Raw genomic sequence first — 15,395 nt, 5'->3', positions numbered from 1 at the left:
ATGACTGGCGCTGAATAAGTGGGTTTAAGACCCCCTAAAAGTGAAAATTGAGCAGTCTACAATTAGTGGCGGGTGCTACTCCGAACTAATTGGTTCTGATTCCTGAATTCTGACGAATGATTCTTCTTCAACATTAATACTAGTTCCCAATCCCCAATCCCCAATCACTCCTTATGTCTTATCCCCTGTACGTAGCTTTTATCTGGCATCAACATCAGCCGCTGTACAAATCTCCTGGCAGCGGCAGTTCGTTATCTCCTAGCCAGCAGTACCGCTTACCTTGGGTACGTTTACATGGCACTAAAGATTATTTGGATTTGATATTAATTCTAGAACGGTATCCTAAGTTACACCAAACGGTAAATTTAGTACCATCACTGATATTGCAACTAGAAGATTATATTGCTGGTACTGCCTTTGACCCTTACCTCACCGCTAGCTTGACACCAGAGGATCAGCTTACCCAGCAACAGCGGGAATTTATTATTCAACACTTTTTTGATGCCAATCACCACACCCTAATCGATCCTCATCCGCGGTATGGTGAATTGTATCACCAAAGGCAGGAAAAAGGCGCAAGTTGGTGTTTGGCAAATTGGCAGCTGTCAGATTATAGCGATTTGTTAGCTTGGCACAATCTGGCTTGGATCGATCCGCTGTTTTGGGATGACCCGCAAATTGCCACTTGGTTAAAGCAGGGTCGGAATTTTACATTAAGCGATCGCCAGCGCATTTATTCCAAACAGCGAGAAATCCTGGCTCGCATTGTTCCCCAACATCGGAAAATGCAGGAGGCAGGACAGTTAGAAATTACCACCACGCCCTACACCCACCCGATTTTACCTTTGCTGGCTGATACCAATTCTGGTCGGATAGCTGTGCCAAATATGACATTACCCGGACAGCGTTTTAAGTGGGCAGAAGATATCCCGCGTCACTTACAAAAAGCTTGGAACTTTTATAAAGACCGCTTTGGACAAATACCCCGTGGTTTATGGCCTTCTGAACAATCAGTAAGCCCAGAGATACTTCCATATATTATTGACCAAGGATTTAAGTGGATATGCTCAGATGAAGCAGTTTTGGGATGGACGCTGAAACACTTTTTTCATCGCGATGGGGCAGGAAATGTACAGCAACCAGAACTTCTATACCAACCCTATCGCCTGCAAACTCCAGCAGGTGACTTGTCAATTGTATTTCGCGACCATAGATTATCAGATTTGATTGGCTTTACCTACGGCGCTATGCCAGCAAAACAGGCAGCTGCGGATTTGGTAGGACATTTGCAAGCGATCGCCAAAATGCAAAGAGAAAGCCAAAGTCAACAACCTTGGCTAGTAACCATCGCTTTGGATGGCGAGAATTGCTGGGAATATTATCCCCAAGACGGTAAACCCTTCCTAGAAGCTTTATATCAAACCTTAAGCAACGAACCCCACCTGAAACTCGTCACCGTCTCCGAATTTATCGAACAATTTCCCCCCACAGCCACCATCCCCGGAGAACAACTACATAGCGGTTCTTGGGTCGATGGCAGTTTCACCACCTGGATCGGCGATCCTGCCAAAAATCGTGCTTGGGATTATCTCACACAAGCCAGGAATTTATTAGCCAGTCATCCAGAAGCAACCGAAGAAAATAACCCAGATGCTTGGGAAGCCTTGTATGCCGCAGAGGGTTCCGATTGGTTCTGGTGGTTCGGTGCAGGACACTCCTCAAATCAAGATGCCGTGTTTGACCAGTTGTTTCGAGAACATCTGTTTGGCATTTACAAAGCCTTAAATGAACCTGCACCACCTTATCTCAAACAACCAGTGGAAGTTCACCAAGTACAAGCAGACCATCGGCCACAAAGCTTTATTCATCCAATCATTGATGGCAGAGGTGACGAACAAGATTGGGACAAAGCTGGACGCATAGAAATTGGCGGGGCCCGGGGAACAATGCACAACAGCAGTGTTGTTCAGCGACTTTGGTATGGAGTGGATCACCTAAATTTCTATTTGCGGGTGGACTTTAAAAATGGTGTTGTGCCGGGGCAGAATTTACCAACAGAATTAAATTTGCTGTGGTACTATCCAGACAAAACAATGGTTAACAGCCCAGTTCCCTTAGCAGATGTCCCAGACACAGCCCCAGTGAATTATCTTTTCCACCATCTTCTAGAAATTAACTTACTGACCCAATCAGTTTATTTTCGAGAAGCTGGAGACAATTATCAATGGCATCCCCGTGCTAGTCGCGCCCAAGCAGCTTTAAATACTTGTTTAGAGTTAGCAGTACCCTGGGCAGATTTGCAAGTTCCCCCCGATTATCCCTTACGTCTGATTTTAGTACTTGCTGATGAAGGGCGTTTTTGTCATCACTTCCCAGAAAATGCTTTGATTCCCATTGAAGTGCCTTAGTAAGTCTTGCAGAGGGGCATGGGGCATGGGGCATTGGGCATGGGGCATGGGAGAATAATAACTCACCAGTCCCTAGTCCCTAGTCCCCAGTCCCTAGTCCCCAGTCAACAGTCAACAGTCAACAATCAACACTAAAATATACGCCTGTTAAATACAAAACCACCTTCACAATATCCCTAATTGAGCGGATCGAAATGCTGCAAGATGAGAGCTATGAACACTATTGGCAAGCCTATACCCAGACAAATAAGAGCTTGGATAAGTGTCAAAGGTGTAGTGTTAAACACTTGATTCATCAAGTTCCATTGACTGAAAAGAACTTGTAAACTCATCACAGCCACAATTCCGATGGCGGGTGCGTAGGCTACAGATGTACCTTTACCTTGGATTTTGGCAATTAGAGATGGTAAAAACTGGCTAATGCTTAGCAGGTAAAAGACTTCTGATGCCACTAAGCTATTAATTGCCATTGTCCGAGCCAAGACTTCATTGCCTGTGGTTTGAAGTATCCATTGAAACACCCCAAAAATTACCAACCAATTGAACAGGGAAATCGCTAAGATGCGCTTGACTAAACCACCCGATAAAAGCTTTTCTCTGGGGTTGCGCGGTGGTTGTTGCATTACCCCTTGAGATTTTGGCTCAAAGGCCAGGGGAGCAATCAAACCTACCGAACTGACCATGTTTAGCCAAAGAATTTGGATTGGTAAGATGGGAAGCACAGTTGCTAGGAGAATGGCAATCAAAATCGTCATGGATTCTCCAATGTTAATTGGCAGCAAAAAGGCGATCGCTTTTCGTAAGTTCCGATAAACCCCGCGCCCTTCTTCCACAGCGGCTTCAATTGAGGCGAAGTTATCGTCAGTTAAAAGCATATCCGCCGATTCCTTGGCCACTTCTGCCCCGGCTAAGCCCATAGCCACACCAATATCTGCCTGCTTGAGAGCCGGAGCATCATTAACACCATCTCCAGTCATGGCAACAATTTCGCCCTTGAGTTGCAATGCTTTCACCAAACGCAACTTTTGTTCTGGAGCAACTCGCGCAAATACCATACCTTGCTCAGCTGCTTGGGCAAATTTTTTTTCATCCATCTGAGTTAATTGCTTTCCGGTGAACACCTGTTCTTCAGCGGAGCAAATTCCCATTTCACGGGCGATGGCTGCTGCTGTGAGGGCATGATCTCCAGTGATCATCTTGACTTGAATGCCAGCAGATTGACAGGCCTTGACTGCGGCGATCGCTTCTTCACGGGGCGGATCGATTATGCCTTGGAGTCCCAAAAATACCAATCCCCCATCGATTTCATCACGCTCCAAAGATTGTTTAGCAGCAACTTCTTTTCTCGCAAAAGCTAGGACTCGTAAACCTTGCTTTGCCATATCTGCAACTTCCCGTTCCACTGCGGCGGGATGGAGGGCAGCTTGTTGTCCTTGGGGGTCAAGTATATAATCGCATCGTTGGAGAATTGCTTCCACAGAACCTTTGAGATAAATCACATTCAGTTTTCGCTTTGCATCCAATTCATGCAAAGTCGCCATGTATTGAAATTCCGACTCAAAGGGAATGGTATCTATTCTGGGTAATTCTTGCTCTAGATTCTCTTGTGTCAATCCTGCTTTATTGGCAGCTGTAATCAATGCTCCCTCGGTTGGGGTTCCCACTAACTTCCATTGTCCATCTCGCCATTCGATGCGAGAATCATTGCACAGCAATCCTGCTTCTAGAGATTCCCAAACAGCAATATGTTCATTTGCACTGAAATCAACGGGTTGCTGATTCATCAAAATTTCACCATCTGGAGCATAACCAATACCGCTGACAGTGTAGTGTTGCCCACCAGCATAAATCTTCTGAACCGTCATCTGATTTTCAGTCAAAGTGCCAGTTTTGTCAGAGCAGATAACCGTGGTACTTCCCAAAGTTTCCACAGCAGGTAACTTGCGAATAATGGCGTTACGTCGTGCCATTCGGGAAACTCCGATGGCCAAGGTGACTGTGACAATTGCAGGCAATCCTTCCGGAATCGCGCTGACTATAAGAGCTACAGCAGCTTTGAAAACATTAATCCAAGATTCACCTTGTCCTAATCCCACTGCAAATGTCAGGGCAGCTAAACCCAAGATGACATACAACAGGGTTTTGCTAAACTTGTCAATATTTCGCGTCAGTGGCGTTTTCAGATTTGTGCTGCTTTCAATTAACTGGGAAATCCGACCAGTTTCAGTGCTATCTGCGATCGCTATCACAATTCCTTGTGCCTGTCCAAAGGTAACGAAACTTCCTGCATAAGCCATATTGTTGCGTTCGGCTAATGGTGTTTCCACAACCAGCGCCGGAGTTGCTTTCTCCACCGGAACAGATTCTCCTGTTAAAGCAGACTCGTCAACTTGTAACCCCCGCACGCTTAACAGCCGCAGATCCGCAGGTACTTTATCCCCAGAAGCTAGCACTACCAAATCACCAACAACAAGTTCAGTGGAAGTCAAACGAGTTTTTTGACCGTCGCGAATCACAGTTGCTTCAGTGGTGACAGCTTTCGATAAAGCCGCGATCGCACCTTCGGCTTTCGATTCTTGAATGTAGCCAATGGTGACATTAATCAAGGTGACACCAAAAATTACTATCGCATCTATCCAATCTTGCAGTAGTAGCGTCACAACTCCGGCCGTCAGCAATATGTATAGTAGCGGTTGATTAAATTGCTCTAAAAATTTTAGCCAAGGACTTTTTGCACCTTTACTACTGAGTTGATTTGCACCCATCTGCTGATGCCGTATGGTAGCTTCTTCATCACTCAAGCCTGCTTGCGAATGGCTGGCTAAGGTTTGCACAACTTGTTGTTCTGCCAAAGTATGCCATTCATAGTTGAGTAAATCTTCTGTTGTCTGGCTAAAAGTATTTGTAGCGATAGTTTCTGCTGTCATCTCTATCTCCAAATTGAAAGAATTGTTTTGTTGAAAGCTTTATGGAAGAAGACACACAGACAAGGAGATGCACTCACACCAATTCCAAATTCAGAAAGTGAGATATAACTTTTTCGTAAAATGCTATCAGGAGATAAAAATCTTAGATGCCACTTACCAAACGTCACGCACAGCAAAGAGCCAGTGTCCTTGTGTAGAACCTGGGAAGCTATAGCAGCGTAATTTAGGGAACTCCAAAAAATAAATTATTCCAGTTAATGCGTTGACTGTTCGCAGTTAACAGTGAACAGTCTTCTATGGAATATTTTTTACTTGGAAGTCCCTTAGGACATCAAGAGACTTTCTTTGCCTGTTCCTTGCTATGTAATACTCTGACCAAATCTTTGATTTGGTTTTTTATCAAAAAGTGTTTACGTTTGCCCTTCTTCGGTGTTTGTGTCTTCTTTAGTGTGAGAATCTCTTGGTAGATTCATAAACATGCCACTCTTGCACACCCCAGTAACGGAGAATTGATTCTGCTTTATGTATTTCATCTGTTGTTCCCTCCACCGTCACTAAAAATTTTTCTGGCGTAGTTGGCTTATGGAATCTAGCTTGTTTTTCAGGAGCAAACCAACCTTGAAAAGCACCATAAACACCACCAAACACTGCACTTGCTCCACTCGCCAGCAACGTACCCAACACAGATTCAACTGCTAACACCGGCCCAAAACCGGGAATAATTAACACGCCAAGTCCAGCTATCAGTGCTAGCAATCCGCCGGCTGTTCCTCCTCTAATGGCACCTGCTTTAGCAGCTTCCTTTGGAGTTATGTTATGTTTATCCACTTCAACATCCTCGTACAACTTTTTGTGTTTGGTGTCTAAAGAAAACACAGAAACTTGTTGCATAGGAAAGTCAATGGCTCTGAGTTCATCAAGCACCTGTGTTGCAGCTTTACGGCTAGAAATGATACCCATCGCATTTTTCAGTGGACTAAAATTCATAACAAAGTCTCCTATAAAAATAAGTTCAGTTGAAAACGAAGTTTTATTAATCTCCAAATAGTAGGAAACTCTATTTTTGTAGTATAAGTATTAACTGTATTATTTTCGGTATTCTTTCAGTTGGTTTAGTTTCGTTTTTATGCTTCTATTTCAGCATTACTGATAAATGTGAACGAAAAGTGAATAAATTGTTTATTTAGGGACTTCCAAGTAAAAAAATATTCCACAGAAGACTGTTAACCGTTGACCGTTCACACTCAGCAGTCAACAGTGAACAGTCAACGACCTAAATCGGAACAATTTATTTTTTGGAGTTCCCTCATAGGACTTATGCAAAAATCGCCAAAAAACTTAATTTCAGGAATTACGCACAAGTTATACCGACAGGACTTACGCAAAATATCTCTCAAACTCTCATTTCTCCGTGAACTCTGTGCCTCTGTGGTAGCCTACGGCAAGCCGCTCCGCGTCTACGTTTTTACGTGACTCGTGCATAAGTCCTAACCGATTCAAAAATTCTTGGCAACAGATCCAAAATCTTTAGGGGCACAAAGCTATGCGCCCCTACGATAGGTCTGTCTGATTCTTTTTTCAAATTACGCATTATGTGGATTAGACACTAAAACCCTTGATTTATCGTTGTAGAGACGTTGCAATTGCAACGTCTCTACAGGGCGCACTTCCTGATTAATTGACAATTTCATAGCGCACCAACTTCCTCACATCCTGACGAGGTAGTCCTAGTTTTTGGGCAATTATCACTTCTATTTGGCTAAATTCTATCGTTGGTAGTTCTAATTCCAATCGCTTTAAGATACGATCTGCTGTTTCCACTTCTACCTTGGTAATGTTCTGAGTTCGGTTAACAGTGGCGTTAATCAGCAACACATTGACTGATAGGCGTGCTTCTAGCTGAGTATCTGACTGAAGTTTTTTCTGTGTAGAGTAGGATTGACTTAACTGCCCAGCAGCGAGAAAACTACAGCCAAACCAAAATAGAATCGCTACTAGTGGTAGAGGTAACCAAAATTCTAATCCCAGTCCTTGGAGCCAACGTTTGCCAATATGCCACACAATACACCTACCTGTGATTTTGCCAAATCCCAAATCTCAAATCCACAATTTGTATAAAACCCTCTGTTCCTCTTTGCCTGTTGCCTTTTATTGTGACTGATGAAAGATGTTGAAATTGGCTTAATGCATTATTCTTTATAAGCTGATGCCTACAAAGGTGATGAAAATCTTACTGGCGGAAGACGATCCTAAACAATTGATGCCACTGCAAACGGTTCTTTCCCAGGCTGGACACAATGTTGATGGTGTCAAGGATGGTGAAACTGCTCAATGGCTTTTGGCCCAAAAAGAATATGACCTGGTTATTTTGGATTGGATGTTACCTGGGATTAGTGGAGTGAGTTTGTGTCAACAGTATCGGGCGGCGGGAAAAACAGCTCCTATATTAATGATTACGGCAAAAGACACCACACCTGATAAAGTCATCGGATTAGATGCCGGAGCAGATGACTACCTAGTTAAACCAATTGATATTATAGAGTTCATGGCGCGGGTGCGGGCTTTGAGGAGGCGATCGCCACTCTGGCAAGGAGATACCCTGTGCTTAGCAGACTTGCAACTTCATCTCGATACGCTAATTTTGGAGCGCCAAGGGACGATTGTCTACCTTTCCAGCCAAGAGTTTCAATTACTAGAGTATTTCATGCGTCATCCCAGGCAGGTACTCACTCGCAACCAAATTGAGCAAGCTGTATGGCAATGGGGTAGTGAGCCAGAAAGCAATGCCATCACCGTTCTAGTACGTAAACTTCGCCAACGTTTGCAAACATTAAAAGCAGGGGATTGGATTGAAACTGTCTATGGTATGGGCTATCGCCTCAACCCTCCAGAACGATGTTGAGATTTTTAAAAAGCTCTAATAATAAATTCAGAATTAGGAATTAGTCTGAGTTGTGTTTAACCGCAGTCGTCGTAACTTAGCTCTTTGGTTTACCTTTTCAATGGGGTGCATTCTTGTTTTCTTTGCTGGGGTTATTTATTATCTTGAGGTCAAAGACAAGCTCAATGCATTAGATCAACTGCTTTATAAAAGAGCAGAGTTAATGGCAGCCAGTTCGCAGTATCGGCTGTATCAAGGAGAAAAACAAGTCGATCTGAGCAACATACCGCTATTGGGTAATGGTTCTCACCCTGCTGATATTGAACTAGTCTATATTCGTTGGTATGAGCCAAATGGCAAACTCAAGCGGTTTTTTGGTACTCCACCCCCACAAAAGTTAGAAACAACATCTGAATTTCTCACTATCAAGTTATTTGAACCGTTAACAGGTGAAGAACTTTGGCTTCGTCAAGTTACCTTACCTGTTGAAGGCGGAAATTCGATCATCGGCTATCTTCAGGTTGCTATTCCGCTGACACAGACTCAAAAGGATCTGCGACAATTTCAGTTAATGTTGACCCTGACTGTACCTGTGGCACAAGGGTTAATTGGACTTACAGGTTGGGTACTTGGTGGCATAGCTATGCAGCCCGTTCAGGAAGCCTATAACCAGCTGCAACGCTTTACCTCAGACGCTTCTCATGAATTGCGATCGCCCCTTTCGGCGATTTTGACCAATGCCCAAGTAGGATTACTCATGGCGGCAGATTATCCCCAAATCCATCCCTCTGTGGAAAACATCATTGATAGTGCCAAGTCCATGAGTACCTTAGTGAATAACCTACTGCTGTTGGCTCGGCACCAAGGACAATTAACTACCGAATCTGTCAAAAAAGTTAATCTTAATAGCCTGCTAGAGAATTTAGCCGCTCAATATAGTACTTTTGCGGCAAAAGCCTCCATCGAGTTCATCAGCCATTTTCCAGAACAATCCATTAACTTGTGGGCTGACGCCGATTTATTACGCCAAGCTGTGGAAAACTTGTTGGATAACGCTTGTAAATACACTCCCCCTGGTGGAACAGTATGGTTAAACTTAGAACTTCACTCAGATCGGGCAGTAATTCAAGTCATTGATACCGGCATTGGAATTCCAAAGGCAGATTTACCTTACATTTTCGATCGCTTTTACCGAGTTGACACAGAGCGTACCAGAGAAAGCGGCGGATTTGGCTTGGGATTGGCCATCGCTCAACAAATTGTCAAGGCTCACCGCGGCCACATCCATGCAATAAGTCATGAGGGTCAAGGCTCCACGTTCCAGATCAAATTACCCTTTTTTTGGCACTTTTAGCACTGTAAAAATTGAAGGAGGGGGAGAGGGGGAGACAAGGGAGATGGGGAGATGGGGAGACGGGGAGAATAATTTCTCAGCCAACTGTCATCTGTCAACTGTCAACTGTCAACTGTCAACTGTCAACTGTCAACTGTCAACTGTCACAAACCCTAAGTACTTGAATTTAGCTATTTAAATTTTTGCTTATGGAGTGGTGATGATTTGACAAAGAATCAGTAATGTTACTGTTGTCAAAGAGGATTTGTCGTAGAATTAAAAACACTTCAGAGTAGATATTCTCCGATAATGAATCGCTTTTCTCAAAAAAATACGGGTTCCTACGATAGCATTTCACAGCAGATTGAGTTAAGCCGCGTTTCTGGTGGTAAGCAGTTACTTCGCGATCGCTATAAAATACTCCAAGTTCTGGGTAGAGGTGGTTTTGGCATCACATTTTTAGCGAAAAATGCCCTATTACCAGGGAATCCTCTATGCGTAATTAAACAGCTATCACCAAAAGTCACTAGTGGTCAAAGCTGGCAAAAGGCATGTACGCGCTTTGAAAAAGAAGCACAAACCTTGGCTTTACTCGGTAGTCATTCTCAAGTACCTATGTTATTGGACTACTTTCAAATCAATAGAGAATTTTATTTAGTTCAAGAATACATACCCGGCTTGACTTTAGCACGGGAAGTGCGCCGACACGGGCCTCAAAGCGAAGCTTCAGTTAAACAGTTTTTACAAGAATTTTTGCCGGTATTACAGTATCTTCACCAACATGGTGTAATTCATCGAGATATTAAACCGCAAAATTTATTGCGCCGTGAAAATGACAAACGAGTGGTACTCATAGATTTTGGTGCAGTAAAAGAACAATTAATTGATAGTTGTGAAAATTCAACTAATTTATCTGCAAAGACTAATTTTGTTGGGACGATGGGATTTGCACCACCAGAACAGCTTTCTTTACGTCCAGTTTATGCCAGTGATATTTATGCACTAGGTGTCACTTGTATTTATATGTTGACGGGCAAAAGTCCCTTAGAATTCGACCAAGATCCGACTACTGGTGAAATTTCCTGGCAAAAAGAAGTGAATATCAGCGATGATTTTGCCAAAATTTTAAGCAAAATGGTGAAATTTTCTTTACACGATCGCTTTAAAACTACTGATGAAGTAGTCAAAGCTTTAGGTAAGGAAAACTTTTTCCCCAACTTGGCAAATTGCCTAACTAACCAAACATTGAAAAAGAAAAATCTTATACATCAAAAAATTACAGATTGGGAAACTACCGATTGTCAAATTAAGCATCCCCAGATTACAGAACCGGAAAATTCTGAGGTATACATGCCGCCTGTAGTGAGAACTGCTACCGCCATTCGCAAATGGAGAGCAAGGCTAAAATGAACAATCCCACACACTTGATTTGACCCAGGAAAATAAAAGACATACAAAAAAGATTTAGTAAGCATTTTGACTAAATTCGAGAGTCAGTAATGATTAATTAATCGGTCTTAGTCTTTAATACTTAGTAATTGATTGATAGCAAATATACAAGAAAAAGTACTAAAGCTAAGAGTTTCCAAAATTTTTTTTCAGATTACTATATAATCGAAAGAATAATTAATCCTAATGGCTCTCGTAGTTTTCCCGAAATTAGGAAGACTGACTAAACTACAGCCCTGAAAATAGCATAAATTTGCATTGGGCATGGGACATTGGGCACGGGGCATTGATTAATGACTAATGACCAATGACTAATGACTAATGACTAAACATGCTATTTACAAAGGCCAACAATATAAGTAATTCCCCAATCCCCAGAACAGGGTTTTTCTACCACAAGTAAGCGAGAGTCAATTATTTTAAGGGTAAATACGGGGCAAGCTTAGCTTAAGTTGTCATGCAGTCGCGCCTGTCAGATCATGATCTGCTGCTTAAATCCCGATTGCCCAAACCCCCTAAATCCCAATGGAAAGAAATTTTGCCAAAGTTGTGGCACCCCCCTGGTGTCGCTTTTGAGAAATCGCTTCCGTGTTATCCGAGTCCTTTCAGATGAAGGGGGATTTGGCAGAACTTATCTATCAGAAGACATAGATAAACTCAATGAACGTTGTGTCATCAAGCAATTAGCTCCAAAATTCCAAGGAACTTGGTCGCAAAAAAAAGCGATGGAGTTGTTTGCCCAAGAAGCGCAGCGACTACAAGAACTTGGAGAACATCCGCAAATTCCCACTTTGTTGGCTTACTTTGAGCAAGACGGCTGTTTGTATTTAGTGCAGCAGTTTGTCAATGGGGACAATTTATTAAAGGAGTTACAACAACGCAAAAAGCCTTATAATTCTAGGGAAATTCAAAGTATTTTGCTGGATTTATTGCCTGTACTCAAGTTTATTCACGATCGCAATGTGATTCATCGAGACATCAAGCCAGAAAATATTATCCGGCATAAAAACGATGGACGATTAAGCTTGATTGATTTTGGTTCTTCCAAGCAATTTACCGCCAAAGTTCAAAATAAATCTGGCACATCCATTGGTTCTCACGGTTATTCTCCCCTAGAACAAATTAGAGATGGTAAAGCTTTCGCCGCCAGCGACTTGTTCGGTTTAGGCGCTACTTGCTTTCACCTGCTGACTGGAACTTCCCCTTTTCAATTGTGGATGGAATGCGGCTATGCCTGGGTGAGTAATTGGCGGCAATATTTACGCACTCCATTAAATGCTGAATTGGATTTAGTAATTGACAAGCTTTTGAAAAAAGACATTCAACAACGTTATCAGTCAGTTGATGAAGTCTTAAAAGACTTGATGCAAAAACAACCGCTAGCATTACCACCAGCACGAAATTCAACAGCTACAATCCCATTAACTAAAGCATCAAAATTACCAAAAATTTACGGCTTATTGAGAACTGTAATTTTGGTAAGTGCTTTTGTGATGTTGTTTGGATTTAGCGAATCTTGGTATAAACATTTTCGCCAGATTCAAAGTAGTTTGTCTTCCAGGCTAATTCAGAATAGTCCCAGGACAAATAACCCGCTTGTATCTCCAGCCCCAAAAATTACCTTCGGCAGAGTTTCCTTAGTTAATAGCCTCCAAGGACACGAAAACTCAGTTTTATCCATCACCATTAGCCCCGATGGCAAAACCATCGCCAGCAGTGGCGACGACGGCAAAATTAAACTTTGGAATCTAGCAACAGGAAAACAAATCTCTTCATTCAATACCTATTCTGGGCAAGTGAATGTCGTGATTATTAGCCCAAATGGCAAAACTCTAGTAACGGGTAATGATGACAGCAGCATCAAAATTTGGAATTTGGCAACGGGAAGGCAAATTCGCACCCTCACAGGACATTCTGACTCAGTTCATACCCTAGCCATCAGCCCTGATAGCCAGACTTTAATTAGTGGTAGTGATGATAACACCATCAAAATTTGGGATTTAGCAACCGGAGAGCAAATTAAAACACTCACAGGGCATACATTTTGGGTACGGTCAGTAGCCATCAGTCCCGATGGTGTAATTCTTGCCAGTGGCAGTTTTGATAAAACCATCAAAATCTGGAATTTAGCAAAAGGATATTCCATCCGCACACTAGCGGGAAATTCTCAAACAATCACAAACGTAGCCATTAGCCCAGATGGTAAAACTTTAGCCAGTGGTAGCCGCGATCGCGCCATCAGACTTTGGAACATCACCACTGGTAGACAAATTCGCACCTTCGTAGGACATGAAAACACAGTCACCAGCCTAGCTTTTAGCGCCGATGGTCAAATTCTTGCTAGTGGTAGCCGCGATCGCACCATTAAACTTTGGAATATTGCCACAGGAGAAGAAATTCTCACATTGGCAGCCCACACCAACACCGTAACATCTGTTGCCTTCACTCCTGATAGCAAAACCCTTGTCAGCAGTAGCGATGACAATACTATTAAGATTTGGCGGTTGTTTGACTGATGAGTGATGAGTTATGAGTGATGAGTGATGACTAAGAAATTATTCTCCTTGTCTCCCCATCTCCCCCATCTCCCCATCTCCCCCATCTCCCCATCTCCCCCATCTCCCTAATTACGATACACTGTCTCAAAGAGTGAGCAGGGGTGAAAATGAGCATTATCACCGGCTATCGTGGCGATCGCAGTTCTAGGGGTAAAATACCAAAGCTGTTGTTTGGTTGGCAGCAAGTATTTAAAGAAGCGCGTACCCGAATTTTATTTTGGTATTTGCTGATTTTAGCGATCGCATTTTTAATTGCCATTCCAGCTTTTCGCTATCATCTCTACCAACGCATTGATGAACGCGTTCGTCAAGATATGCTGGAAGATATGGCGGCTTTTAATGCGTTGATTAAAGGTGAAACCTTTGCTCCAGAAGATCCACTGACTGAAGACGATTCAGAAGATATCGTAATTGAACCAGAGCAATTGAAATGGTTACTGGCCGGAAAAAAACAAATCGCTCCTCCGGCTTCCCAAGAAGATTTAATCAGGCTTTTCAGAGCTTATCTGTTGTATCGACTACCAGAGGATGACTCTTATTTCATCACCTTTGTTGATGGCAAATTTTACAAATCTAGTCCTAGAGCGCGTCCTAAACCCCTTGCCAAGGAATCACCACTGATGCAACGGTGGGCAAAACAAACCCAACCAGAGCAGGGAGAAAAAGAATTTTCCGATCCAGATGTTAGTAAAATTCTTTACATGGTGGAACCAATTAAAATTAATGGCAAAACTCAGGGAGTGTTTGTGGTTGCTCACAATACAACCGGGCAGCGAGCAGAGACTTTAGAAGCAGTTTCCGTAATTATTGAGGTTTCCAGCTTTGTGTTTGTGGTGTCGTTGATTTTAGCTTGGTTTGCGGCGGGACGGGTGTTAGCTCCATTACGTACAATTACTAATACAGCCCATGCAATTAGTGAGTCAGATTTAACCCAAAGATTACCAGTACAAGGCAAAGGAGAATTAGCAGAACTAGCAACAACCTTCAATGAAATGATGGACAGGCTAGAGTCAGCTTTTGCCACACAACGGGAATTTGTCAACGATGCTGGGCATGAAATTCGGACACCCATCACCATCATTCGCGGACATCTGGAATTGATGGGAGATGACCCCCAAGAACAAAAAGAAACCTTGGCCTTGGTGATGGGGGAATTAGACAGGATGAGCCGTTTAGTAGATGATTTGATTTTGTTGGCAAAAGCAGAACGCCTAGACTTTTTGCAGTTAGCGACGGTGAATGTCGCACAGTTAACCCAAGAGTTATTTGTCAAAGCTCAAGCACTAGGAGAACGAGATTGGCAAATAGATGCCGTGGCAAGGGGTCAAATTATAGTCGATCGCCAAAGAATTACTGAGGCTGTGATGAATTTGGCGCAGAATGCAACTCAGCATACCACCAAGACTGATACAATTTCCATTGGTTCAACCATCGCCAGGGGAAAAGTGCATTTCTGGGTAAGGGATACAGGCGAAGGCATTCCCCTTGTGGATCAAAAACGGATTTTTGAACGTTTTGCTCGAACTTCTAACAGTCGTCGCCGTTCTGAGGGCGCAGGGTTGGGGTTGGCAATTGTCCGAGCCATCGCCGAAGCACATAATGGACAAGTATTACTGCGGAGTCAACTAGGAAAAGGTTCGATGTTTACCATCGTTTTACCCCTCGATCCTCCAAAGAGGGAATTTCAAGAAATCAATTATTCTGTTTGAAGTTGTTGATTGTTGACTGATGACTGTTGACTGTTGACTGTTGACTGTTGACTGTTGACTGTTGACTGTTGACTGTTGACTGTTGACTGGGGATTGATTATTCTCTCCTGCCCCCTGCCCCCTGCCCCCT

The 15,395-nt window shown here is 43.0% G+C and carries 10 protein-coding genes; 6 read left to right on the top strand and 4 right to left on the bottom strand.

The annotated features are described in order from the left end of the window. The first annotated feature begins 173 nt into the window (after positions 1-173). Positions 174-2,408 (top strand): glycoside hydrolase family 57 protein, encoded by a 2,235-nt coding sequence (locus tag VF06_RS31080; RefSeq protein WP_099069331.1) that lies wholly within the window; start codon positions 174-176, stop codon positions 2,406-2,408. Between the two features lie 176 nt (positions 2,409-2,584). On the opposite strand, the gene VF06_RS31075 is transcribed toward VF06_RS31080, so the two are convergent. The 3 genes from VF06_RS31075 to VF06_RS31065 all read right to left on the bottom strand — a co-directional run bounded on the left by VF06_RS31075 (position 2,585) and on the right by VF06_RS31065 (position 7,429). Beyond that, positions 2,585-5,335 carry a cation-translocating P-type ATPase gene (locus tag VF06_RS31075; protein WP_099069330.1) on the bottom strand — a complete coding sequence of 917 codons (2,751 nt, stop codon included), beginning with the start codon at positions 5,333-5,335 and terminating at the stop codon, positions 2,585-2,587. A 444-nt stretch (positions 5,336-5,779) separates the two neighbouring features. Continuing rightward, a complete protein-coding gene (locus VF06_RS31070; RefSeq protein ID WP_099069329.1) occupies positions 5,780-6,322 on the bottom strand; it encodes a hypothetical protein in 543 nt (180 codons plus the stop codon). 687 nt (positions 6,323-7,009) lie between these two features. After that, complete coding sequence (locus VF06_RS31065; protein ID WP_199341949.1) at positions 7,010-7,429, bottom strand: hypothetical protein; 420 nt, start codon at positions 7,427-7,429, stop codon at positions 7,010-7,012. A 127-nt stretch (positions 7,430-7,556) separates the two neighbouring features. Between VF06_RS31065 and rppA the strand changes: the two genes are divergently transcribed. The 4 genes from rppA to VF06_RS31045 all read left to right on the top strand — a co-directional run bounded on the left by rppA (position 7,557) and on the right by VF06_RS31045 (position 13,514). After that, entirely contained in the window at positions 7,557-8,237 is a 681-nt protein-coding gene (rppA, locus tag VF06_RS31060) for a two-component system response regulator RppA (RefSeq protein ID WP_099069327.1), read from the top strand. A gap of 52 nt (positions 8,238-8,289) precedes the next feature. Then, positions 8,290-9,570, top strand: coding sequence for a sensor histidine kinase (locus tag VF06_RS31055; protein ID WP_099069326.1), 1,281 nt, complete (start codon positions 8,290-8,292; stop codon positions 9,568-9,570). Between the two features lie 288 nt (positions 9,571-9,858). After that, positions 9,859-10,959: a serine/threonine-protein kinase gene (locus VF06_RS31050; RefSeq protein ID WP_099069325.1), complete on the top strand. Its 1,101-nt coding sequence runs from the start codon at positions 9,859-9,861 to the stop codon at positions 10,957-10,959. 518 nt (positions 10,960-11,477) lie between these two features. Further along, positions 11,478-13,514, top strand: a complete 2,037-nt coding sequence (locus tag VF06_RS31045; RefSeq protein WP_099069324.1) for a serine/threonine-protein kinase — start codon at positions 11,478-11,480, stop codon at positions 13,512-13,514. Positions 13,515-13,545: 31 nt separating this feature from the next. On the opposite strand, the gene VF06_RS43065 is transcribed toward VF06_RS31045, so the two are convergent. Continuing rightward, positions 13,546-13,671 carry a hypothetical protein gene (locus VF06_RS43065; protein WP_257207623.1) on the bottom strand — a complete coding sequence of 42 codons (126 nt, stop codon included), beginning with the start codon at positions 13,669-13,671 and terminating at the stop codon, positions 13,546-13,548. On the opposite strand from VF06_RS43065, the gene VF06_RS31040 reads away from it, so the two are divergent. Next, complete coding sequence (locus VF06_RS31040) at positions 13,664-15,265, top strand: sensor histidine kinase (protein ID WP_099069323.1); 1,602 nt, start codon at positions 13,664-13,666, stop codon at positions 15,263-15,265. The genes VF06_RS43065 and VF06_RS31040 overlap by 8 nt on opposite strands. Positions 15,266-15,395 lie beyond the last annotated feature (130 nt).

The organism is Nostoc linckia z4, from assembly GCF_002608075.1.
Taxonomy (GTDB): Bacteria; Cyanobacteriota; Cyanobacteriia; order Cyanobacteriales; family Nostocaceae; genus Nostoc; species Nostoc linckia.
This window is presented reverse-complemented; position numbering and strand designations above follow the sequence as displayed.